We start from the raw sequence: 24,317 nt of genomic DNA on the forward strand, positions 1-24,317 counted from the left end.
TTGTAATTTTTAAAGCAAAAATAGAAAGAATTATTCTGCTTTAATTTTTTTAATCAAGTTTATAAAATAATCTGCTGCTTGCAGCATGTGTGATTCATACCATGAGAACATCTCTCCATCTACCAATTCAATTGTGGCAAAGGGAAGAATGTCTCTTATTTCTTTAATGTTGGCTTCCTCGAATGGATATGGTTCTGAAGAAAGCAGTACCAATTCAGGATTTAGTTCTTTTATCTCTTCCGCTGTCAGGTTTGGATATCTTTCTTGTGGATCAGGTAGAATGTTCTCAAATCCACACATCTCCAGCATCGAATTAATGAACGAGTTTTTACCAACTCCCATGAAAGGATTTCTCCAAATCAGGTATAATACTTTTATTGGTTTAGTGCTTTTAGGAATTTTAGCAAAACCAGCTCGTATCTTATTTGTGATTTCGAAAGCTTTGGGTTCTACCCCTGTAATTTTTCCAGTATTCAGAATGTTTTGCAAAGCTTCTTGGTAGTTTCTAACCTTACTTACATATACAGGAAAATCTTCCATTAAAGCTTCAACCTGTGCTTTGTTGTTTTCTTCTTCGTTAACAAGAATCAAATCAGGATTCAGGAGGTTGATTTTATCGACAAACAAGTTTTTAGGGCCTCCGATGTTTGGCAGTTTTTCAATTTTTCCTTTCGGATATCTACAAAACTTAGTGCGTGAAATTACTTTACCTTCCAATCCCAAATCGAATAAAAATTCCGTTGTTGATGGAACTGCAGAAATGATTCTATTGGGAGGAAAGGGAATGTTTACCTCTCGACCCAAATCATCGGTAACTTTGATAAAATCAGTCATTACTTAATTTTAATTTCTTTGTATGAACTCACAAAAAGTATGTTACCCATATCTTCAAATCCAGTAAACAAATCAACTCCCTCTTCAACTACATCTTCATGGTTAAAACCAAGAATACTTAAATCAGCATCCATGGATTTCGACATGATTACCTGTTTTTTGTTGGCGTAGTTGGCATTAATCAACTGGATATTGCTAGGAGATATTGGTAATCGACCTGATTTGATCAAGGCCAGTAGTTTTTCCTTCTGATTTTCTAGCTGATCTTCCGGATAGATTGCAAAAATCTTAATGGTTCCTTTCTTCCAATCAGGATGTCCTTGAATGATATAGGCCAGAAGAATCATCAAGTTTGCATTTTCCAAATCGTTGGCACCAATCCAAACATGTATTTCTTTTTGGTAGCCAAATCCTTTATAGGAGGTATTCAAAATACAAACATCGAAATGAGTTGATTCCAGCAGTTTGTAATTGTCAATCACATAATTCAATCTTTCTGATTCTGTTCTCGAAAATTCGAACAGTATGGTGTTATAGCCATGTCCGGATATTCCAGACAACTGCATTACCTGGGCAATTGCCGAAGTCATGGATGGAGAAATAATCGTATCCAGATAAACCCTATTTTTACTTCCCGAAGCCAGGTTAATCAATTTGTTCATTACCTGTTTCGATTCTTCATTGGTTTTCTCATTTAAGAATCCTTCCAGGAAATGAATATAGGTTCCAAAACCATATTTGTAGGAAATCCATCTTAACAAATCGAATGCTGACCTGCGCTTAAAAGAATCTTGCGAAATACAAATGGCAAAAGGTCTCCAGCTTAGTTCACGATCCCCTTTTTCGGCTCGTTGTGCGAAAATTTGCAGGTGGCGACTTAGCTGGAAAACTACACCACGGAAGAGTTTCGCTAAACCTCTGTTTTCTTTTGTGCTTACATTTATTCCATAGTAGATACCGCCCATAATCATTAATGATAATATGGCATAAGTCATATTCATCTGGAACATGATCCAAACCGAAAGAACTGCTCCCATTAAGGATAAATACCACTTAGAACGGAAGGTAGGACGGTATGAAGGATCTGCTGCAAAATGTTCAAGGAAGGAGATGATACAAATGGCACCGTAGGTTACCATGAAGAACATGGAAATAATCTGAGCAACAAAATCAACGTCGCCAATAAAAACAAAAATGAATGCAATAGCTATGGAAATCACCGAAGCATTAATAGGTTCATTATTTTTTTTACTTTCTGATTTTAACCATTTGTTTAATCCTTTTTGAGGGAAAATATCATCTAAACCAATTGCCTGTAGGGTTCTTGGTGCAACCATTATTGAACCCAATGCCGAAGATAATGAAGCTGCAGCCAAACCAATAGGAATAATTGGACCCCAAATGGCAATCTTTCTCATGATCAATTGATCGCTAGCTAAGTCTTCAGGACTTGCAGATACTGTAAATTTGTACGCTGCCCAAATGTAAATCAATAATCCACCAACGGTCGCCCAGATGGTTCCTCTCGGGATCGATTTTCTGGGGTTTTTTAAATCTCCAGATAGACCTAAGCCAGCTGCTAAGCCTGTAAATGCCGGGAAAACAATGGTAAACACATAAAAGAAACCCTTTGGGTTTTCAATGGTGGCGTCTAAAACCATTTTTGTAGGCGCGTTTTCTGGAGTTCCGATAAAAAACATAAACAAAGAAAGACCTAGAGTTGCTACTACAACATACAAAGCCTTCATTCCCATGTTTGCTCCGCGATAAAGAAATAAACCGGCCAAAATGGACATAGTTGGAATACTAATGGCTCTTTTGTCGTAAATTAAAATGCCATAATTATCAGCAAGCCATTGAATTGCAGGATCAAAAGCTTCGGCAAAAGCAATGATATAGAAGGCTACCGAAATTGCCTGCGAAAGATAGAGTGTAATTCCAATTGCAGCACCAATATTTAAACCAAATGATCGGGAAATGATATAGTAGGCCCCTCCACCTAACACCTTTTGGTTGGTTGCAATCTCAGCAACTGCCATTGCTGTAGGAATGGTAATCAAATGACCTAAAATAATGATTCCAATTACTCCAATAAATCCAACATTACCAACAGCCCAACCAAAACGAAGGAACAAAATAGCTCCTAAAATGGTTGAAATGGCAGTTAGGAAAACTGGCATGGTGCCAAAATTGGCTTTGTTTTTCAGTAAATTATCGGGCATAGTTAAATTTCTTTAGTCTCTTTTATCAAAGTGCTAAATATAGTTAATCGAAATTGATAATAAATACTACAGGTTTGAAAGATGTTTGGAGATCTGAGATTTTAACACTTCAGTGTTCAGCTCATCTTGATGATATATGATTTTACCATCTTTATCAAGTAGGAATGCATGGAATCCTCTGTCTAAAAATCTTACAATTTCAACACTCTGATCTAGACTTTCTATTTCAATACAGTTCAATTCTGGTCTAGGTCCAGGGTGCCAGGTTTTGCCTTTATAAGTACCTGGAATTCTAATCATGTTATAGGAAGAATTTCTAATTAGACTTACAACTTCCAAAGATGGGAATGTGTTGGTTATATTCTGAATGTCATCATAATATTTTTGATTTTGTTCCTCCTTCCAAGCCCTCCAGATATAAAGCAATATAGGTTTCCCTTTATGCTTTGAGAGTTGGTATTCTTTACCATCCAGGGTCTTAGTCTTTATTTCAGGAAATTGTCCTTTGTTTTGAAGTGTTTCAATGATATTAACCCTTTTCTGTAAGTTGTTAACATACATTCCATTGGGATTAGCCAACTTTAAGGTTTTCAATTGCTCTTTTATATATTCCAGGCTTCGTTTTGCAGCAAAGTATTCCTGGTATATCAGGTAAGCAATAACAGGTGAAGACGCATATTTGTAGTAATATTCATCTTTGAATTGATTTAATCTGGCATATTCCTTCATGAATTGATTTTTTTTAATCGAATCCGATTGTATTTCAGGAATTTCCAGGTTTTCAGCAATTTTTAATTTTTGCTTATTGTTTTCGCTTAGTTTTGTTTGAAAATCTTCATATCTGTCTTGTGCTGGAGAACCTTTTAGTTTGCCAATCAAAAATTTGTGGTTCATATCCTTCTTGTGAACAAATAAGCTCATTTTCGTTGGAGACAGGAATGCTTTTCCAGCTTTTCGGCCTGCTACCATGAATTCAGCAACAAATGCTTGTTCACAGGGTGATTCAAATTTAAATTCTCCATTTTTGGTTTTAACAGAATCAATTAATTCTTTGGTTTCACCATCATGCTTGTAGAGGTAAATATATTCTTCCTGAAGCCCCCCAATCATTCCTTGAAGGGTGAAAGTTTTTTGCTGAGCATGTATAGGAATTGTTAAAGTGATAGAAAGCAGAAAAAGACAAATTACTTTGTTCATTGTATAAGTATTAAGATGTTAGAGATTCTTGTATAAATCCAGATATGATTAAAGTTAGATTTTTTTATGAAAATTTATAATCAAATATACCAATTTGAATTATGTAACGGTTTACAGCGAAGGAGAATATTCAGTTTTGATTGAAAATATTCAGTCTAATACTATGGAAGTTTAAGATTTAAATAGTGATTGGGTGCTGTAAATATTCAAGATTTTTATTCACCTATTCTAAAATCTTTGTAAATTATTATTGAAAAGTGTTATTGTAAAAGGAGATTAGGTGATGAATACAAGAAGAAATTATTTAAATGTGAAGAATACAATAATGGTTGTTTGTCTTGTAATATTAGTTTTATTGCGCATCTTTTCTCTTGAAATTGCTGAGGCATCCTTTTCTTTTGTAGAAGCAAATTTATCACCTGATGGTTATATACGCACCGGATTGTTGGGGTTGAATAATATAATTCAGGCATATTTAAATATTGGTTTTGGTTTATGGTTTAGTGTTTTTGTATTAATCTATACGAAATTAGGATCCAGGTTAGAATGTGTTTTTTTTCCCACAAGGATGAGGATTTTTTTTTCTGGGAGAGAATTATGAAAAAAATGGACTTGCAAAATACCATCGAAACTTAATAATAGCATCTGCAATTATTGGATTTCCATTGTTAATGATGACATATTTAGAGAAAAGCTATTTGGTTAATCTTTTGTTGGATGAAGATGGACTTTTTGAGTATTTTACTTTTTTTCTGCTATTTTTTTCCGGACTGATTCTTATTCTAGTCTTTTACCTAAGAAGAATCAAGTACAAGCTTCCAATAAAAGCTACTAATACTCTTTTTGCGGTCTTTTCTGTTTTAATTTTATTTATAGCATTTGAAGAAATAAGCTGGGGACAGAGGATTTTCAATGTTGAGACTCCAATGGCAATTAGAGAGGTAAACTATCAATCTGAATTGAATTTGCATAACATATTCAATCTTTATTTTCCTATAATTTATCCTTTATCTGCAATTGTATTATTCACATTGTGTTTATTTGGGTGGATTCCACGTCGTAGTTTTCGAACACCGAGATTCAAACTCATATTTCCATATCCAAGCCTTTTTCCATTTGTTTTTTTTCTCCTAATCTCTTCAATGTTTGGTGGCTTTGAAATTTTTGAAATCTTTTTTTCTCTATTTGTTTTTTTCTATAGCCTTACCTTATATCTCTCATATATTAATAATCTGGATCCTAAATCAGTATGAAAATGAAATAAACAATAATTGTATCATATGATATTGGTTTGTTTCCAGGTGTATTGGATGACATTGAACTTGTTAGACAATAACTTCATTAGTAATCATTATAATTAAATAATCATAGCATGAAAAAAATAACTGTATTAGGAGCTGGATTGGTTGGGAAACTAATTGCTATTGATTTAAGTGAATCTTTTGCTGTAACCACGGTTGATCATGATGCGAATGCATTGGAACAATTGGCCAGACATTCTAAAATTAAGACCAAGAAAGCTGATTTTTCGGTTGCTGGCACGGTTCGGAAGTTAGTGGCAGATTCTGATTTGGTAGTTGGTGCTGTTCCTGGAAATATGGGGTTTAATGTAGTTCGGGAAGTAATTGAGGCTGGAAAAAATATGGTGGATATCTCCTTTTTCGCCGAAGATGCTTTTGAATTGGATGACCTCGCCAAAAATAATGGCTGTTGCATTGTTACGGATTGTGGTGTTGCTCCTGGAATGGGTAACTTGATTTTAGGTTACCACAATGAAAAAATGAGAGTGCAAAGTTTTAGATGTCTGGTGGGCGGTTTACCATTTAAGAGAGAGTGGCCCTGGGAGTATCGGGCAGTTTTTTCTCCGATTGATGTGATTGAGGAATATACCAGGCCCGCTCGATATGTTCAAAATGGTGATATTGTTATACGGGAGGCTTTGTCGGATCCAGAATTGATCTATTTTGAAAATATAGGAACACTGGAGGCATGGAATTCTGACGGATTGCGCAGTTTGATTAAAACCATGAATGTTCCCAATATGATTGAAAAAACATTGCGTTATCCAGGAACCATCGAGTATTTGAGAGTATTGAGAGATACTGGCTATTTTTCTCATGAGAAGATAAATATTGATGGTGTGAAAATCAAGCCTATTGATTTGACTTCAAAGTTGCTATTTTCAAAATGGAAGTTAAAACCAGGCGAAAAAGAGTTTACGGTGATGAGGGTGGAGGTAGAAGGATTCCAAAATGGCTTAACTAAAACCATTGTATATGATTTGTTCGATCAGTTTGATGAAGAAAAAGGATTTACATCCATGGCGCGGACTACAGGATATACCTGTACTGCAGTTGCCAATATTTTGCTGAAAGGCAAATACTCTCGCAAAGGAATCAATCCTCCTGAATTTCTAGGGAAAGATCCTGATTGCTTTAATTTCGTATTTCAGTATTTGAAAGAAAGAGGAGTTGTTTATAAAATCAATATAAATGAGTGATTTTGAATTGCTCGACTGGAAATTTAGCATTGTAATTTTTTAATTGAACTTTTAATGTTGAATTCTGTCTGTTTAATGTTGCAGGTTGATATTTCAATGTGAAAAGTTCAGGTTTTAATATCGTAAGCTAAGCTTTCAGTGTTAAAATCTGAACTTGTAATGTTGATAGTTGAAGTTTTAACCTTAAAACTTCAACTTTTAATGAAAAATGATGTCCCGTCGAGATAAAATGGTAGCAAAAAACGTTGAAATCTCAACTTTCAATATCGAAACTTCATGTTTCAACATTAAAACATCAGCTGCCAATGTTGAAACCTCAAGTTTTAACGTTAAAACCTCAGCTTTTAATACTGAAACTTCATGTTAAGACGTGGAAAGCTTAACTTTTAATATTAAAAGTTGATGTTGAAACGGTTCAAATATTACAGATAATCCAATGAAGAATCTTCAATTTTGGCAAAAGGAGCAACTGCTCGGTTGTAGATTCCTTGCACATAGCAATAGCCATACCGTAGTTGGTAACCGGAATTCCGGCATCTATGGCAGCTTGCAAGCGGTTGCCCAATTGTTTAGGAGTAATCATACAACCACCACACTGAATTAACAATGCATAGTCCGATATCTCTCCTGGGATTTCATCCAAACCAGCTATCACAACAAATTCAAGTTGTTTACCCGTGTAATTCGAGATCCAGCGAGGAATCTTTACTCTTCCAATATCATCGCACGAAGTGTGGTGAGTACAACTTTCCAGAAGTAGGATTTTGTCACCATCTTTCAGCTCTGAAATTTTTGGTGTTCCTTGAAGGTAAGCAGAAAAATTGCCTTTGAAATGCGCCAGCATAATGCTAAAACTGGTCAGGGCAATATCAGAAGGGATAGAAGCTCCAGCTTTCAGGAATACCTGGCTATCGGTAACTACGAGTTTGGGTTTGATTCCGGTTTTTCGTAGAAATGCATCCACTTCACGTTCTTTCAAAACGATACAGATTGCATCGTTGTCCAGAATATCACGAATGGCTTGCACTTGAGGTAGAATCAATCTTCCCTCAGGCGCTTCGATATCAATAGGAGTGATCAGTAAAACAATATCACCATAGGAAATCAAATCGCCAAGAAGCGATGGTGTTGTAAATGCTGACTCGGGAATGGTTTTCTTGATGCTTTTTACTATAGGTTCAATGTCACCGTTAAGCGAATTAAAATGCAAAACCTCTTTAGCTCCTGCCTCAGTTAGTTGAGTCAAAGTTTCCTGATGCAATAGCTCTAAATCTTCTTTATTATGAACGGCAATAAAAGGAACATCTTGTTTCTTGAACTTTTCAATTAAACCTTCTTCAAAATCGCCAAACGTATTTTTGGTAATGACCAGAATGGCCAAATCGATGGTTTTTATGGTCTGGTTGGTTTTAAGGATTCGCTTTTTTCCCAATTCACCAGTATCATCAATCCCAGCTGTATCAATTAAAATAACAGGTCCGAAACCAGTAATTTCAAAAGATTTTTTAACTGGATCAGTGGTAGTTCCTGCTACATCAGAAACAATAGCAATATCCTGACCAGCAAGGAAGTTGATTAATGTACTTTTCCCGTTATTTCTTCTACCAAAAATTCCAATATGCGGACGACGTTCTCTTCCCATGTTTTAAAGTGATCAGTTATCAGTAAACAGTTACCAATGAACAGTTATCAGTTATTTAGTATTAATTGTTTCGCTTAAAATGAATCCTAATTTTAATAATTCTTCAGGAGTAATCAGCTCTTTTATTTTATCATTCGAAAGCATTTCAAGCTTGTTGTTGGCTTCTAGTATTGTACAAGAGTTTTTCTTCATCTCTTTAGCCAGTTTAGCAGCCTTGTGATATCCGATGTATGGAGAAAGTGCTGTGGCAACCGAAGGATTATAAAGCACATTTTCTTCAGTTAAATTTGACTGTATCTCTAGTTCTTTGAATAGATTCTGGGCAAGTGTATTGTTTGCAGCAATCAGTAATTTGATGCTATCTAATAAGGCATGACCAATAGAAGGCAAATACGCATTTAATTCCAGGCAGCCTTGTCCTGACAGATTGCTAATCATTACATCGTTAGAATACACCTTGTGGGCGGTGCTGATTACAAATTCGGGGATCACCGGATTTACTTTTCCAGGCATAATGGAACTACCCACTTGCTTTTGAGGCAGGTGAAGTTCTCTGTTGTGAAATAAATCGGAACCTAAAAGTCGGAGATCGGCAACCATTTTTTCCAAATTTACAGCATGTGCTTTCAGTGTTGCATGAACTTCAACAAATCCATCTTGATTGGCTGTTGCATCCGATAAGTTTTCTGAACGCGTAATTGGTAAACCAGTCAGCTTGCGCAGATTTGGCACCACTTCCATAATGAAAAATCGCGGGATAGATAAACCTGTTCCTATGGCACCACCACCAAGATTCACCTCCTTAATTCTTTCGAAACATTTGGAAACTCTCCACCAATCTCGCGACAAGGCATTGTTGTATGTGCTAAACAGTTTATCGTATGAGGATGGAACAGCAGCTTGCATTTGTGTGTATCCAATGCGTAATACGTTTCGGTAATTACTTTCTGTTTTTTCGACCTGTAAACGCAAGTTGTTTATCGACTCTTCCAGTTCCTGAAGCAAACGAATTGCTGCAACTTTTAGCGATGTTGGAATTACATCATTAGTAGATTGGAACACATTGGCATGCTCGAATGGATCCACTTTATCGTAATCGCCACAATTTTCACCAGCTTGTTGCAAAGTCCTGTTGGCGATAATTTCATTCACATTCATGTTGATGCTGGTTCCAGCACCACCTTGTATGGCAGGCACAATGAAATGATCAAAATGCTCACCCAGATTTATTTCATTTGCAACATCATTTAAGTTTTCAATCAGATTTTTATCTAACAACTGAAAAGGGAATTCCTGATTTGGAAACTTACGATCGATTCCCTTCAGAAAATCAAGGTAAGTTTTGTAACAGGCTTGTTTTACAACCCCAACAGCCATATACCATTCTTTATGAAATTGGGTGTTGTCCGGAAAATTCTCCTTTGCACGAAGAGAATGAATTCCCCAAAGTGAATCTTTGGGAATCTCTCGTTTACCAATAAAATCTGATTCAATTCTCATGATTAATTTGCTGATTTGGTATATGCTTTAACATCGTCAACACTAATGCTATCCTGTCCAAGAATAATTAATCGTTCGATAATGTTTCTAAACTCGCGAATATTTCCCGTGTAATTGATATTTTTTAGCTCTTCAATTGCAGCTTCATCAATTCCTTTAACAGGCAATCCCATTTCACCACAAATCATATCAATAAAATGATTTGCGAGCAGTGGAATGTCATCAATTCTGTCGTTCAAAGAAGGAACCTCAATCAAAATCACACTTAAGCGATGATACAAGTCTTCGCGGAAATTGTTGTTTTCGATTTCTTCTTTCAAATTTTTATTGGTTGCTGCAATTACACGAACATTTACTTTAATCTCTTTATCGCCACCAACACGGGTAATTCTATTTTCCTGCAAAGCTCTTAATACTTTTGCTTGTGCAGATAAACTCATATCGCCAATTTCATCAAGAAAAAGAGTTCCTCCATCGGCCAATTCGAACTTGCCTTTTCGCTGTTTAATTGCAGAAGTAAAAGATCCTTTTTCATGCCCAAACAATTCACTTTCGATCAGTTCAGAAGGAATAGCGGCACAATTTACTTCTATAAATGGACTTTTACAGCGATTACTTTGTTCGTGGATTCGATGTGCAACCAATTCTTTTCCGGTTCCATTTGGTCCTGTGATTAGAACACGCGCATCGGTTGGTGCTACCTTATCAATCATCTGATTTACATCCTGAATTGCATCAGCCTCACCAATCATTTCATATTTTTTACTGACTTTTCTTTTCAGAACTTTGGTTTCTGTAATCAGCTTTGATTTATCCATCGCATTGCGAATGGTAATCAGAATTCTATTTAGATCAAGAGGCTTTTCAATGAAATCGAAAGCTCCTTTCTTAATTGCTTCAACTGCAGTATCGATGTTTCCATGACCCGAAATCATGATGACTGGAGTGTCAATGGCCAATTCCTGTATTTTGTCCAGCACTTCAATACCATCCATCTGTGGCATTTTAATGTCGCATAAAATAACATCGAATTCATCATTTTTGGCCATTTCCAAACCAGCAATGCCATCTTCGGCAAGGCTGATGTCGTAGCTTTCATAACTTAGAATTTCTTTCAAAGTATTGCGAATACTTCTTTCGTCATCAATGATCAGAATTTTAGACATAGCTATTTTTTTGATTCTACAGCTGCAGCTGTTAATTAGTGTTTTTTTCAATGTGCTCAAACAAAGCACCTTCTTTTAAAGCATATGAAGATTGGTACAATTTACTAAAACCAGCTTCTTTTACCAGATGATTAATAAAAATACTTGCCATCACCATTAACTCAACTCGAACTGGATCCATACCTTTCATATTTTTTCTTTCTTCCAGGCTTGAGTTTAAAAAACTTTGATGCAAGCGGAAGAAATCTTTTAGCTTGATTTCGAATTGAGATTCTGGCAATCCATTTGTTGAATAGCCATCAGCCATAAGGATTTGTTTGAAAGTATCAAATGATCCAGATGAACCGATTAAGGTTTTTACGTTGTGAAGTTCAAGTGCTTCAAATAAGTCGGGCAATTGCTCTTTTAAGTACTCATCTACCTTGGCAATATCTCCTTTTGTCATAGGATCCGAAGGCGTAAACATTTCAAGCAATCGGGTCATTCCCAATGGATAGCTTTTTTTCCAGAATACTTTTTCGTTATTGGCAATAATAATTTCATTGCTACCACCTCCAATATCAAGAATAGCAACAGCTTCGTGATTTAATGCAACACCATTTTTTGTGCCTGAATAGATTAAATCAGCCTCGCGTTCTCCTGAAATGATTTCAATGTTTACTTGATAGTTTTCTTCTATTAATCGGACGAATTCTTCTCCATTTTCTGCTGACCGAATGGCTGAAGTGGCGAACGCAATTTTTTCGCTAGAATTATATTCTTCTGAAATGCGATTCATTTCTTCAAATGCATTTTTCGCTCTTTGAATCGCTTCGTCGGTTATTTTATTTTGATTAATTCCTCCCTTGCCAATTTTGGTAGGGTACTTCGAACGGTGTAGGATGTTAGGATGCTTCCCTTCGCTCCATTCTGCTACCAATAAATTAAATGTATTGGTTCCTAAATCAATTACAGAAATCCGTTTCTTTTGCATAAATTAAGGTTAAAGTTTTAAGTGAAAGCGATCTAACCTAGGTCTTAGGATTAGATTCATTATCGAAGATAGTAAAATCTTTGTTTAAGAATAATAACTTTTGTCAATGTCTAGTAAATACTGATAAAAGACACGATTCATCACCTTCAAAAATTGTGCCTAACTTCAAATTTATGAAAAATGCCTCAAAAGAGGCATTTTGCTATAATTAATAAAACATTTGTTAGTTGTGATATCTCAACCACTTCCAAATTTCTTTGTAAGAAACTTTCTTTCCATACATCAATATACCAGTTCGATATATTTTGGCGGCTATCCATGTGATTAATAGGAATGTTCCGATTAGTATTACCATGGATAGGAGTAATTCCCAAATAGGAACACCAAAAGGAATTCGTACCAACATTACTATTGGCGAAGTAAATGGAATAATAGAACCCCAAAAGGCCAAACTACTCTCCGGATTTTTTGCCACGGCAAAACCAATGTACAAAGCAAGAATCAATGGAATTGTAATAGGAAGCATAAACTGCTGCGTTTCGGTTTCATTATCAACAGCACTACCAACTGCTGCAAATAAGGCTGAATACAATAAATATCCACCCAAAAAGAAGAAAATAAATGCACCAATTATACCAGCAACATAGGCAAAGTCGAAAGTTCCTAGAATATCCTGAGCCATTTTTAACTGACCAGCATCTAAAGAAGCTGCACCTGCAGGTAATTCAGCTACCGTCTTTGCTTGTTGCAGGGCTTCCATGTCAACACCTGGCAGAACCAATGCAGAACCAACCGTAATAATGATGCCGGTTAATACAACCCACATAATGAATTGGGTCAATCCAACCATTGCAACGCCAACAATTTTCCCCATCATGAGTTGGAATGGCTTAACCGAGGATATAATTACCTCAACAATGCGATTGCTTTTTTCTTCGATAACACCTCTCATTACCTGTACTCCATACATGAAAATAAACATGTAAATAATGAAGCTGGCAGCGAAACCAATTCCCATGGCTATCTCGGTAGAACTTTGTTTAATTTCTCCATCTTCTCCGAACTTAATGGTTCGCATAGAGATAGGTGTTTTGGTTGCAGCTAATTTTTCTTCCAAATTGGGCATATTAGCTTCAGCGATAATTTTTGCTCGTTTCAGCTTTTCGATGTGTTGCCTGATTTGACTGCCAACATTTGACTTGACTTCGATAGTTACCTGTTTGTGAGAAAATAATTCAGCGGTTTTAGTTTGTAGAATGTTTTTAGGAATTACCAAAATGGCATAATATCCATTTTTCTCCATATTGCTTTTTACATCTTCGAAAGTAGTGTTTTGTAAGTAGCTGTATGTTGTAAATTCGCTGCTTTGAACAGGTTCAACCAATTCCGATTCGTTTAACACCGCAATAGTTCTCTTTTCAGTATCATCTTTCAACATCATCCAAATCATGAATGCATAAATTCCTGCAATCAACAATGGAGTAAGAAAGGTAAGAATCAGGAATGACCTTTTCTTTACGCGAGAAAGGTATTCTCTTTGTATAATGATAAATATCTTGTTCATTTTATAAATCTTGTGGTTAGATAGTTTTGCTTTCTTTTACTACTCTAATGAAAATATCATTCATGTTTGGAATGATTTCACGGAAGGAAACAATGTTCAAATAGGGCAGAATTTGTTCCAAGAGTTCATTGGAAGTAGATCCATTATTCAATTTGATCTTAAGTGTGTTGAACTCAATTCCTTTCTGCTGATCAATAATCTCGAAATCACTCTTTAGAACCTGATCCAACTTGTCGAATTCACCTATGTAATTAATCTCGTAGGTGTTGGTTCTGTATTTCTTTTTGATTTGCTCCACCGGACCATCAAGAATTTTTTCTGATTTGTTGATAAGTGCAATGTGATCGCAGATTTCTTCGACTGAACCCATATTATGAGTAGAAAATATGATAGTAGCGCCTTTATCTCTTAATTCAAGGATTTCTTTTTTCAACAAATTGGCATTAATCGGGTCAAAACCACTGAAAGGCTCATCAAAAATCAATAATTCAGGCTCATGAAGAATGGTAACAATAAACTGTACTTTTTGGGCCATCCCTTTTGAAAGCTCTTCTACTTTCTTATCCCACCAAGGTAAAATGTCAAACTTATCAAACCAGGCTTTTAATTTCTTGGTGGCTTCTTTTTGGCTCATGCCCTTTAACTGTGCAAGGTAAACAGCTTGCTCGCCAACTTTCATTTTCTTATATAAACCTCTTTCTTCAGGAAGGTAACCAATGCGTTTTACATCTTCAGGCTTTAAAGGCTGTCCGTTAAAAAACACCTGTCCTGCATCAGGACCCGTGATTTGATTAATAATACGAATCAGTGTTGTTTTACCCGCTCCATTCGGACCAAGTAAACCAAATATGCTGCCTTTCGGAACAGATATGCTTACCTTGTTAAGTGCTTTATGTCCTGCATATTGCTTAACAAGATCTTTTGCTTCGAAAAATGTCATGAATTATAGTTTTGGTTAGTGACACTCTATTAGAACTGAAATCTAAAATACACAATTTATAATGATGTCTAATAAAAAATCGATATAAAGAAGGTGGTACAAGTTTTAACTTGTTTTTTTATCGATGTAACTTTCGGATAAAAAGAAACCCCGACATTTCTGCCGGGGTTGATCATTATTTTTTACATCTATTCGAAGAAGTTTCTTACTTTCTTGAAGAAGCTTTTTTCTTGTGATGTTGGTTGTGGTTTGAATGATTCAGAGTTTTGAAGTTTCTCCAAAACCTTCTTCTCTTCCTTGCTTACATTGTTTGGAACCCAAACGTTAATCTTAACCAATAGATCACCTCTGCCATATCCATTTACATCAGGAAGACCTTTTCCTCTTAAACGTAAAATTTTACCAGGCTGAGTTCCACCATCAATCTTCACTTTTACCTTGTTTTCGATAGTAGGAATCTCAACTGCAGTTCCTAAAATCGAATCAGGAATGCTAATGAACAAGTTGTAAAGCAAGTCATTTTCATCGCGAACCAGCTCTGGATGCTCTTCTTCTTGGATCAGGATTAACAGGTCACCATTAATTCCACCACGACGGGCAGCATTACCTTTTCCACTAACCGAAAGTTGCATTCCTTCAGCAACACCAGCAGGAATGTTGATTGAGATAACTTCTTCATCACGAACAATACCTTCTCCGGCACAGCTAGTACATTTGTTAGTAATCATCTTACCTTCGCCGTTACATGAAGGACACGTAGATGAGGTTTGCATTTGTCCTAAAATGGTATTCTGTATTCTGGTAACTTGTCCTGAACCATTACAAGTTGAACAAGTTGAGAAAGAAGAACCATCTTTTGCTCCCGAGCCGTTACATGAGTTACACTCAACGTATTTTTTAACTTTAATTTTCTTCTCAACACCTTCGGCAATTTCCTTTAAAGTCAATTTTACTTTTACTCTAAGGTTGCTACCACGGTTTACTCGTCGCGAACTGCGGCCACCGCCACCAAATCCGCCACCAAAGAAAGATCCGCCACCGAAAATATCTCCAAAGTGCGAGAAAATATCCTCCATGTTCATTCCGCCACCGAAACCACCTCCGGCAGCTCCGCCCATTCCAGCATGGCCAAATTGATCGTAACGTTGACGTTTTTCAGGATTGCTTAAAACTTCATATGCTTCAGCAGCTTCCTTGAACTTTTCTTCAGCTTCCTTATTATCTGGATTTTTGTCAGGATGAAACTGAATCGCTTTTTTACGATATGCTTTTTTTAATTCGGCTTCCGAGGCAGATTTTGAAACCCCTAATACCTCATAATAATCTCTTTTAGACATCTTTTTTCAACTTAGAATTAGGATTCGGAGAACTATTCTCCTACAACAACTTTTGAGAAACGGATCACTTTTTCATTCAAAGTATATCCCTTTTCAACGCAATCAACAACTTTACCTTTCAAGTCTTCTGATGGTGCAGGAATTTTGGTGATTGCTTCGTGAATATCGGTGTCAAATTCTTTATTAATAGCTTCAATTTCTTTAACTCCATTTTGCGAAATGAAATCTTTGAAATTGTTGTAAATCAAATAAACACCTTCTTTTAAAGCTTCTACATCTTTTGCTTCATCAATAGATTGTAATGCTCTTTCGAAGTTATCCATTACAGGAAGAACGTTAACAAGGATTTTTTCGCCTGCCGATTTGGTAAGCTCCATTTTCTCTTTTAAGGTTCTTTTTCTATAATTGTCGAACTCAGCGGATAAACGCATGTACTTGTCGTTGATATCCTGAAGTTTTGCGCCAAGTTCTTCTATTTCGTCAGCCTTTTTCTCTTTAGCCGATTTCTTTTTTTCTTTCTTTTCAGCCTTTGGTTCTTCTTTTACCTCTTTCTCTTCAACAGGCTGTTCTACCTTAGTTTCCAAATCCTTTTCTTCCAATTCTTCTTTTTTTGATTTGCTTGTATCTTTTGTCATTTTTCAATGATTTTTAGCGTTCTAATTAAACACGGCAATAATAAACAAATAATCTGCCAATCTGTGTCTTTACGACAAATTGGCACAAAGATAGAATTTGAAACTGTAATAATTTCCTTTTTCATGTCTTTTCATGCAGATAATTATACAATTAGATGATATGAAAAAGGAAAAAATTCAACTTGCAGGGAAAAATAGTGCAGGGAAAGTGCATTTTTTCAGTTTGGACATTTAAAATGGAAATAAAATTTAGGACATAGGAGTCAGTCAATAGTAGAAGTTTAATTCATAATGGATTTTCATAAAAGATATCTTTTAATTATATTTAGTAGAGTTATTCTATGTGTATGGAAATTAAAATTGACACAAGCGACTTTTGTATTCGGTTACACAAGGATGTTGCATACTTGAAGGTGAAAGGAATGCAGGATCAGGAAGTCGTTGATTTTTTTATCAAAACCATTGATGAAATGCTTGAAGAGTATCCGCATGATCACTTTTCCTCAATTTGTGATCTTACGGAGTTAATTCTTTCTAGTCCAAAACTAGCCAGACAGGTAAATGAAGCCATAAAAAGAATTAGTAATTCACTTCATTACGAGTACAATGCAGTAATTATTCAGCCTAGATTTTTACAAATCGTTCAAGCCTATATATTTTCTTTTTATATGAATAACACCAATGTGCAAACGCAAGTGTTTAGAGACGTTCCTAAAGCTATTCGCTGGTTGGATGAGAAAGGATATCAAACTGATGAGTTAAAGGAATTTTTAATGATTCAATCGAATTAAACTTCGGTTTGAATTTAAGACAATAAAAAAGCCGATAATCAATTTGTGATTATCGGCTTTAGTTTATGTAGTTGTTGGTTATTATTTTTTCATGTATTGATGAAGAAAATGGTCCAAATTTTCTCCTCTAAGGTTTTTTGCAAGAATAATTCCATTACCATCAATTAAGAAATTGGCTGGGATTGAATTAATTCCAAACTGATTTGAAGTAGGAGAGTGCCAACCTTTTAATTCGCTAACGTGATATTTCCAATTCAATTGATCTTTTGAAATGGCTGCTTTCCAGCTCGCTAACTTTTTATCCAAAGAAAAGCTATAGATTTCGAATCCACTGCCATTTTTGAACTCAGCATTTTTAAATTGATTGTATGCATTTACAAGTGTTGGATTTTCCGCTCTACATGGAGGACACCATGATGCCCAAAAATCAACCAAGACAACTTTTCCTTTTAAATCACTTAATTTCAAATTCTTTCCATTAACTGATTTGGCAACAATATCAGGAAGCTTATCTCCAACATTAAAACCTTCTTTAGTTTTATTTCCTGCAAAGGCTGAAATTGAGAACAAAAATGCTAACAGTAGAAATGTATATTTAAACTTTTTCATATGCGTTTTAGTTAACTATTAATAATCTGTCTAATTTGTAAACCCAAAATAGATATATCCAATTATTTAAACTGTTAAGGAATAGTTAATTAACAATTCGTTTGATATTTGCACCTATGGCATTCAGTCTTAAATCAATGTTTTCGTAACCTCTATCAATCTGATCGATATTGTGAATTGTACTCTTTCCTTCGGCTGATAAAGCAGCAATTAGCAAGGCAACACCTGCACGAATGTCAGGCGAAACCATGACGGTTGGGCGCAATTGATTTTCTTGGTTTAAACCAATAACCGTTGCACGGTGAGGATCACAAAGAATAATTTGTGCACCCATATCAATTAACTTATCCGTAAAGAACAAACGACTTTCGAACATTTTTTGGTGAATCAATACGCTTCCTTTGGCTTGAGTAGCTACAACTAAAAATACACTCAATAAATCTGGGGTTAATCCTGGCCAAGGAGCATCAGCAATAGTTAATATTGAACCATCAATAAAAGTCTCAATTTCATAGTTTTCTTGTCTCGGAATGAAGATGTCATCGCCTCGAAGTTCCATTTTAATTCCCAATCTGCGAAATGCATCTGGAATCATACCTAATTCTTTATAGGCAACATTTTTAATGGTGATTTCAGATTTTGTCATGGCAGCCAATCCAATAAAACTACCAATTTCAATCATGTCTGGCAGAATTTTGTGTTCGCATCCACCTAGTTTTTCAACACCTTCAATTTCAAGAAGATTAGAGCCAACTCCTGTTATTTTTGCTCCCATGGAAATTAACATTCTACACAATTGTTGGATGTATGGCTCACAGGCTGCATTGTAAATTGTTGTGGTTCCTTCGGCCAACACCGCTGCCATAATAATATTTGCAGTTCCGGTAACCGAAGCTTCATCAAGAAGCATGTAAGTGCCTTTTAACCTTTTAGCTTCAACTCGGTAGAAGTTTTCTCCCTGATTGAAATTGAATTCTGCACCCAATTTTTGAAAACCAATAAAGTGGGTATCTAACCTTCTGCGCCCAATTTTATCTCCCCCAGGGCGAGGAATGTATCCTTTACCAAATCGAGCTAAAAGAGGACCGATAATCATGATGGAACCACGAAGAGAAGATCCTTTTTTTACAAATTCAGGCGAATTTAGATATTCTAGATTTACATTTTCGGCTTTAAAAGTATAACTGTTCTTTGATTCTTGAGATACCTGAACTCCTAAATCAGATAAAAGCTCTATTAATTTATTTACATCAAGAATATTAGGTATGTTATGAATTGTAACTTTTTCGTTGGTTAATAATGTCGCACAAAGAATTTGTAAAGCTTCATTCTTTGCTCCCTGTGGAGTTAGTTCACCTTTTAGTGGTTGACCTCCAACTATTTCAAAAGTGCTCATTTGGAATGTGTTTTGGTGTGAATGATAGCCTAAAGATAACCATAAAAGTGAAGGAAAAAATGGAAATATTAAGCATGTTGTATAAAAAAGCCGGTAAAAAAACCGGCTTTCTATAATTATCTATTTTTGTTGTGTTTGCGATGATCGTTTCGATGTCCGCCAGTATTTTTTTTGCGTGGCTTATTTTTCTGAGCGAAATCTTTATCTCTGGCTTCGCGCAATTTTAATTCTTCCGGAACAATAAGCTCTCCATTCGAAAGTTCCGCGATATCTTGAAAAATCTTATCATCAGGTACACTGTCCTTGTTCCAGTTGATGTAAGATTTTTTCATGTGGTTTGCAATCATTAAAATCAAAGCCTCTTTTTCTTTCTGATCTTCCATTTCGATTGCCTTAGCAATTAAGGATTCAATTGTTTTACCGTAGTGGCGATATTTAATTCGCTCATTTTTGTAAGGAACTTTTTCTGGTTTTTCAGACAATTTCTCTTTAGTTGGAGTTTCAAAAGGAGAATCAATATCCAAGTTAAAATCCGACATCAAGGCAAGGTGATCCCAAAGTTTGTGTCTGAAATCGCTAACATCTCTTAGGTGTGGATACATGTTACCCATAACAGCGATAATGCTTTTGGCTACTTTATTTCTTTCTTCTCTGTCTTCCACAGTTAGAGCAAAGTCAACCATTTTCTGAACGTTTCGCCCATATTCAGGAAGTACAAGGTGTTTCCTGTTTGAATTGTAATCCATTTATTCAGTTGTGTTAATTACGGTAATCAATTTTTTATTTATATCATGGATAAAATGTATTGGTTCAATACAATACATACCAAAATAAAATTGAAGTCTGTTTCTTAATAATTCGTAGTGACTATTTCTGATTTGCCGCTTATTTTAATGAAGTAAATAAGAATTTTAAATGTTTCGTTTTTGGTAATCGACAAACTTAGAAAGTCTTAGAACTCATTGCAAATGTATATGTTTTCTTTAATCATTACAAATTGTGAGTGAATTATCCTACAATTTTAAGTTTCGCAAATTTAAGTAGTAATTGCTTTTGTCCAACTGTTTTAAAAAATACAGTTGCTTTAATGTTTGGGTTGGTTCCCTCCATTTGCAACACTTTACCTTTTCCAAATCGCTGATGTTCAACTACCATTCCTGGTTGAATTGAATTGGGATCGGAAGGTGTAAAGTTTGGATCAACGCTCTGGTTATTACTTTGCTTGATGCGTGAAACTGTTTGATTTAGTTTGGGTTTAGCCGAAAAACTTCTTTTTTGTTGAAACCTACTTGGCGAACTAGGAACTTCGAATTCGGTTGTACTTTGGTAATTGTCGCGGCCATTTCCTGAAAATTCAGGTTCTTGTTCGTAAGTGTACTCCACGAATCTTTCGTCAATTTCACGTATAAACCTACTTGGACGGGGATAACTCATATTTCCCCATTTGTATCTCGATTTTGCGAACGAAAGAGTTGCCTTTTTCTCTGCACGGGTTAAGGCCACATAAAATAACCTTCGTTCTTCTTCAAGCTCTTGTTGGGTGCTTGTAGCCATTTGTGAAGGAAATAATTCCTCTTCTAAACCAACAATATACAAGTATGGGAACTCAAGACCTTTTGCCGAGTGAATGGTCATTAAGGTAACCTTATCGCGATCTTCATCTTTTTCATTATCCTGATCGGTTAGCAAGGCCACATCTTCCAAAAAGTTTGGCAAGTGTAATTCGCGTCCTTCTTCCAATGCATTTTGCGTAAATTCTTGTATACCATTTAGCAATTCCTGGATATTTTCATGTCTCGAAACTCCTTCCGGAGATCTGTCGTTGTACAATTCTTTAATAATACCAGTTGAGTTAGCGATATTGTTGGCCAAATCGAAAGCTGTTTCAGTTTCCAATTGAGCTTGAAAGTCTTTTATCAAATTGGTAAACTTTGAGATTTTGGAGATTGTACCAGCGTTTAATCCATAAGGACGCTCATGTAAACCGCAAATAATATCCCACATGCTAAGCATATTTTGAGCTGCTGCATCTTGCAGTTTTGTAATGGTAGTAGCGCCAATTCCGCGTTTTGGATAATTAATCACCCTTTTTATTGCCTCTTCATCTTGCGGATTTACAGCCATTCTACAGTAGGCCAAAAGGTCTTTAATCTCCTTGCGCTGATAGAAAGACAGTCCGCCATAAATTTTATAAGGAAGGTTCAGTTTTCGTAACGATTCCTCAAAAATTCTCGATTGAGCATTGGTGCGATACAAAATTGCAAAATCCTGATAAGCACAATGCGATCGCATTCTGGTTTCGAAAATATCATTCGTAATCAAGTAACCTTCTTCATGGTCGGTTAAGGCTTTTATAATTCTGATTTTATCACCTTCTTCATTATCCGAAAATGATTCCTTTTGAATCTGACCTTTGTTCTTATGGATAATGCTATTGGCAGCATTTACAATATTCTGAGTAGAACGGTAATTCTGTTCCAGTTTGTATAGCTGGTAGTTTGGATAATCGTTTCTAAAGTTTAGAATGTTTTCAATTTTGGCACCACGGAAAGAGTAAATACTCTGAGCATCGTCGCTACAACGCAAACATTTTTGTGTTGTTCTGCCAATTTTTTTACGATTAGATATTGCGCGTAGTTGGTATCCTGGTACTCATCGACCAAAACGTATTTGAACTTATCTTGATATTTGGCTAATATTTCTGGAAAATCTCTGAATAAAATGTTGGTTTGCAAGAGCAAATCATCAAAATCCATTGCATTGGCTTGTTTGCACCTTTGTGCATACCTACTGTATATTTCTGAGATTCGAGGTTTTCTTGCTTCGGCATCAGCTTTTTGAGCTTTAGCATTGTTAGCGTATGCTGCAGATGTAACCAAGTTATTTTTAGCTGATGAAATTCGATTCTGTACCTCATTAGGTTTGTATACTTTATCATCTAGCTGCATTTCTTTGATTATGGCACGATAAAGATTACGAGAATCTTGAGTGTCGTAAATGGTAAAGTTCGAATCGAACCCTAAATGTTCAGCTTCGTATCTTAAAATTTTAGAAAAAATAGAGTGGAATGTTCCCATCCATAAGCTTTGAGCCTGCTCCTGTCCAACAACATTGGCAATTCTGTCTTTCATTTCGCGAGCCGCCTTGTTGGTAAATGTTAAGGCCAAAATCGAATAAGGACGAACACCCTGATTCAACAAGTGAGCAATTCTATAGGTAAGTACTCTGGTCTTCCCTGATCCGGCACCAGCTATAACTAGCGATGGTCCGGTGTAATTTTCAACAGCTTCTTTCTGAACAGGATTTAACTCATTCAAATATTCCATTCTAACAATTCTTTATCTGTAAATTTCGAGTGTCAAAAATAACACTTGTGTATTAATATTGAATTCTTTTTGCAAATTAAGGCACAAGTTAATTCATTAATATGGAAAAAACGGCTTAATTTTTTTTAATATTGTAAATTAAGATATGAAAATTAAATGTCCCAGATAAAGATGATAATCAAATCCGATTTTAGATATTCCGTTAAGTTTCTTATTGCTTTTGTTGTAATGTTTTCTGCGATTTTTGCGGAGAATGTAAATGCTCAGATATCTGCCGAAAAGGCTAGTTACAGAACTCTAACTGAGTATAGCATTTCAGCAAACGATTCAATTTTTGTATTTTGTGATCCTGGTGATATAAAGGTTGGAGAATTAAAAGCATCATCTCCGGATGGAACAAATGGCTGGACTTTTGAGTGGACCAAGTGGGATATTAATACTTCTGATTTTACGATGCCTATTGTTACGGAAACGAATCAGAATGAGTCGTTTTTGACAATGAGAGAAGATGGTCTTTATAGAGTTGTTATTTCGAAAAGTGGGGAGTCTGATGTTTCTGATCAAGCTTGGGTTTTGAATAATGTCAATACTAGCAGTTTGAATTTAGATAAATTGGATTGTATTGGAGTATATTTTACGGCTTCTTTTTTACCTGTGAATTTACAATATACAGATATCGATAATGTGCCCAATAAGAAGAATGTGATTTCAAATTTGGTTGATGGAGGTGTAGAATTAAAGTTTTCTTTGATAAGAGATAATCAGGAATTATTAACTGCAGGTGAAGTTTTAAACACTTTACCTTTCAATAATGTTAATAAGAGTTTTATCGATGAGGAAGCAAATGAAGTGGATAAAACGTACCAGTTGCTTGTTACTGATCAATATGGATGTGATTTTACATCCAAGCCAATTGTATCTAAAACCTATAAAGTTAAAGCTGATTTTTCGGTTGTGCCAGAGAAGGGAGAGGCGCCACTAGAGGTGAAATTTACAAATAACTCTATTAATGCTACAGAATATGAGTGGTACTTGTATCAGGATGTTGAAAGAGTACCTGAGGAAGCAACTAAAGATGAAGATCGTTTGTTGACGGATGGTATTTTATTGGCAGATGATAAAGATCCGTTTGATTTTACCTATGAGCACCCAGGAAAGTATCTGGTAAAACTAATTGTTAAGTCGGATAAAGGGCCTGAGGTTTGTAAGGATAGTATGACGTTAAGTACCCCAATTGTGGTAGACACTTCTTTAGTTCAAGTTCCAAATGTATTTACACCAAATGGAGATGGTAGGAATGATGTTTGGAGGATTAAATCTCAATCTTTAGAGAGTTTTCATGCTATTGTTTTTAACCGTTGGGGAAGAGTTGTGTATGAATGGAGAAATCCTGAAGAAGGTTGGAATGGAAAAGTAAATGGCAAAATGGCTACACCTGGTACCTACTTTTATGTGATTACTGCAGTTGGAAGAGAGGAGAAAACCAAAAAGTATACCAAGAAAGGATCCTTTATGCTGATTAGGAAATAGAAAATACTTGAATTGTTGAATTAAAAGTCTAGACTTTCGATAAAAAAGGTCTAGACTTTATTTTTATCTGGTCTTGATGTTTTTCAAAAAGGTCTTGACTTTTTTGCTCTGTATGATTTGGAGTGGGTAGTTTATAAAGTTATATAGTCTAGAAG

18 protein-coding genes and 1 pseudogene are annotated in these 24,317 nt (G+C 35.5%); 3 read left to right on the forward strand and 16 right to left on the reverse strand.

Annotation, left to right across the window (positions count from 1 at the left end; translation table 11 throughout):
- Nucleotides 1-30 precede the first annotated feature (30 nt).
- The 3 genes from JCM15579_RS00090 to JCM15579_RS00100 all read right to left on the reverse strand — a co-directional run bounded on the left by JCM15579_RS00090 (nucleotide 31) and on the right by JCM15579_RS00100 (nucleotide 4,253).
- On the reverse strand, nucleotides 31-834 hold the full coding sequence (locus JCM15579_RS00090; protein ID WP_054713950.1) for an ABC transporter substrate-binding protein: 804 nt from the start codon (nucleotides 832-834) through the stop codon (nucleotides 31-33).
- Complete coding sequence (locus tag JCM15579_RS00095; RefSeq protein WP_054713953.1) at nucleotides 834-3,056, reverse strand: APC family permease; 2,223 nt, start codon at nucleotides 3,054-3,056, stop codon at nucleotides 834-836. Before JCM15579_RS00095 ends, JCM15579_RS00090 begins: the two co-directional genes overlap by 1 nt.
- A gap of 66 nt (nucleotides 3,057-3,122) precedes the next feature.
- Nucleotides 3,123-4,253 carry a DUF4369 domain-containing protein gene (locus JCM15579_RS00100; RefSeq protein WP_054713956.1) on the reverse strand — a complete coding sequence of 377 codons (1,131 nt, stop codon included), beginning with the start codon at nucleotides 4,251-4,253 and terminating at the stop codon, nucleotides 3,123-3,125.
- A 1,372-nt stretch (nucleotides 4,254-5,625) separates the two neighbouring features.
- On the opposite strand from JCM15579_RS00100, the gene JCM15579_RS00115 reads away from it, so the two are divergent.
- Complete coding sequence (locus JCM15579_RS00115; protein WP_054713965.1) at nucleotides 5,626-6,753, forward strand: saccharopine dehydrogenase family protein; 1,128 nt, start codon at nucleotides 5,626-5,628, stop codon at nucleotides 6,751-6,753.
- Nucleotides 6,754-7,168: 415 nt separating this feature from the next.
- Here JCM15579_RS00115 and hydF read toward each other — a convergent pair whose 3' ends face one another.
- The 8 genes from hydF to JCM15579_RS00155 form a co-directional block, all read right to left on the reverse strand.
- Nucleotides 7,169-8,395: a [FeFe] hydrogenase H-cluster maturation GTPase HydF gene (gene hydF, locus JCM15579_RS00120; protein WP_245625769.1), complete on the reverse strand. Its 1,227-nt coding sequence runs from the start codon at nucleotides 8,393-8,395 to the stop codon at nucleotides 7,169-7,171.
- Nucleotides 8,396-8,446: 51 nt separating this feature from the next.
- Nucleotides 8,447-9,895: a lyase family protein gene (locus tag JCM15579_RS00125; protein ID WP_054713968.1), complete on the reverse strand. Its 1,449-nt coding sequence runs from the start codon at nucleotides 9,893-9,895 to the stop codon at nucleotides 8,447-8,449.
- Nucleotides 9,896-9,897: 2 nt separating this feature from the next.
- On the reverse strand, nucleotides 9,898-11,061 hold the full coding sequence (locus tag JCM15579_RS00130; RefSeq protein ID WP_054713970.1) for a sigma-54-dependent transcriptional regulator: 1,164 nt from the start codon (nucleotides 11,059-11,061) through the stop codon (nucleotides 9,898-9,900).
- A gap of 31 nt (nucleotides 11,062-11,092) precedes the next feature.
- Nucleotides 11,093-12,034, reverse strand: coding sequence for a Ppx/GppA phosphatase family protein (locus tag JCM15579_RS00135; protein WP_054713973.1), 942 nt, complete (start codon nucleotides 12,032-12,034; stop codon nucleotides 11,093-11,095).
- Between the two features lie 223 nt (nucleotides 12,035-12,257).
- Nucleotides 12,258-13,598 carry an ABC transporter permease gene (locus JCM15579_RS00140; protein ID WP_054713975.1) on the reverse strand — a complete coding sequence of 447 codons (1,341 nt, stop codon included), beginning with the start codon at nucleotides 13,596-13,598 and terminating at the stop codon, nucleotides 12,258-12,260.
- A 16-nt stretch (nucleotides 13,599-13,614) separates the two neighbouring features.
- The gene (locus JCM15579_RS00145; protein WP_054713978.1) at nucleotides 13,615-14,538 is read right to left on the reverse strand and encodes an ABC transporter ATP-binding protein; all 924 of its coding nucleotides are present in this window, start codon (nucleotides 14,536-14,538) and stop codon (nucleotides 13,615-13,617) included.
- Between the two features lie 188 nt (nucleotides 14,539-14,726).
- Nucleotides 14,727-15,875: a molecular chaperone DnaJ gene (gene dnaJ / locus JCM15579_RS00150; protein WP_054713982.1), complete on the reverse strand. Its 1,149-nt coding sequence runs from the start codon at nucleotides 15,873-15,875 to the stop codon at nucleotides 14,727-14,729.
- A 32-nt stretch (nucleotides 15,876-15,907) separates the two neighbouring features.
- Nucleotides 15,908-16,510, reverse strand: a complete 603-nt coding sequence (locus tag JCM15579_RS00155) for a nucleotide exchange factor GrpE (RefSeq protein WP_054713985.1) — start codon at nucleotides 16,508-16,510, stop codon at nucleotides 15,908-15,910.
- Between the two features lie 347 nt (nucleotides 16,511-16,857).
- On the opposite strand from JCM15579_RS00155, the gene JCM15579_RS00160 reads away from it, so the two are divergent.
- The gene (locus tag JCM15579_RS00160) at nucleotides 16,858-17,301 is read left to right on the forward strand and encodes a hypothetical protein (protein WP_157471244.1); all 444 of its coding nucleotides are present in this window, start codon (nucleotides 16,858-16,860) and stop codon (nucleotides 17,299-17,301) included.
- Nucleotides 17,302-17,382: 81 nt separating this feature from the next.
- On the opposite strand, the gene JCM15579_RS00165 is transcribed toward JCM15579_RS00160, so the two are convergent.
- From JCM15579_RS00165 to JCM15579_RS22165, 5 genes and pseudogenes are all read right to left on the reverse strand, one after another.
- Nucleotides 17,383-17,910, reverse strand: a complete 528-nt coding sequence (locus JCM15579_RS00165; RefSeq protein WP_054713991.1) for a TlpA family protein disulfide reductase — start codon at nucleotides 17,908-17,910, stop codon at nucleotides 17,383-17,385.
- A gap of 85 nt (nucleotides 17,911-17,995) precedes the next feature.
- The gene (gene murA / locus JCM15579_RS00170) at nucleotides 17,996-19,306 is read right to left on the reverse strand and encodes a UDP-N-acetylglucosamine 1-carboxyvinyltransferase (RefSeq protein WP_054713993.1); all 1,311 of its coding nucleotides are present in this window, start codon (nucleotides 19,304-19,306) and stop codon (nucleotides 17,996-17,998) included.
- A gap of 116 nt (nucleotides 19,307-19,422) precedes the next feature.
- Nucleotides 19,423-20,052: a DUF4290 domain-containing protein gene (locus JCM15579_RS00175; RefSeq protein ID WP_054713996.1), complete on the reverse strand. Its 630-nt coding sequence runs from the start codon at nucleotides 20,050-20,052 to the stop codon at nucleotides 19,423-19,425.
- A gap of 262 nt (nucleotides 20,053-20,314) precedes the next feature.
- Nucleotides 20,315-20,740 (reverse strand): hypothetical protein, encoded by a 426-nt coding sequence (locus JCM15579_RS22160; RefSeq protein WP_373280228.1) that lies wholly within the window; start codon nucleotides 20,738-20,740, stop codon nucleotides 20,315-20,317.
- 81 nt (nucleotides 20,741-20,821) lie between these two features.
- Nucleotides 20,822-22,632 (reverse strand): annotated as a pseudogene (locus JCM15579_RS22165) (ATP-dependent helicase); the annotation flags it as partial.
- A gap of 171 nt (nucleotides 22,633-22,803) precedes the next feature.
- On the opposite strand from JCM15579_RS22165, the gene JCM15579_RS00185 reads away from it, so the two are divergent.
- Nucleotides 22,804-24,162 carry a T9SS type B sorting domain-containing protein gene (locus JCM15579_RS00185; protein WP_054713998.1) on the forward strand — a complete coding sequence of 453 codons (1,359 nt, stop codon included), beginning with the start codon at nucleotides 22,804-22,806 and terminating at the stop codon, nucleotides 24,160-24,162.
- Nucleotides 24,163-24,317 lie beyond the last annotated feature (155 nt).

Source organism: Marinifilum fragile JCM 15579 (assembly GCF_001310955.1).
GTDB lineage: Bacteria > Bacteroidota > Bacteroidia > Bacteroidales > Marinifilaceae > Marinifilum > Marinifilum fragile.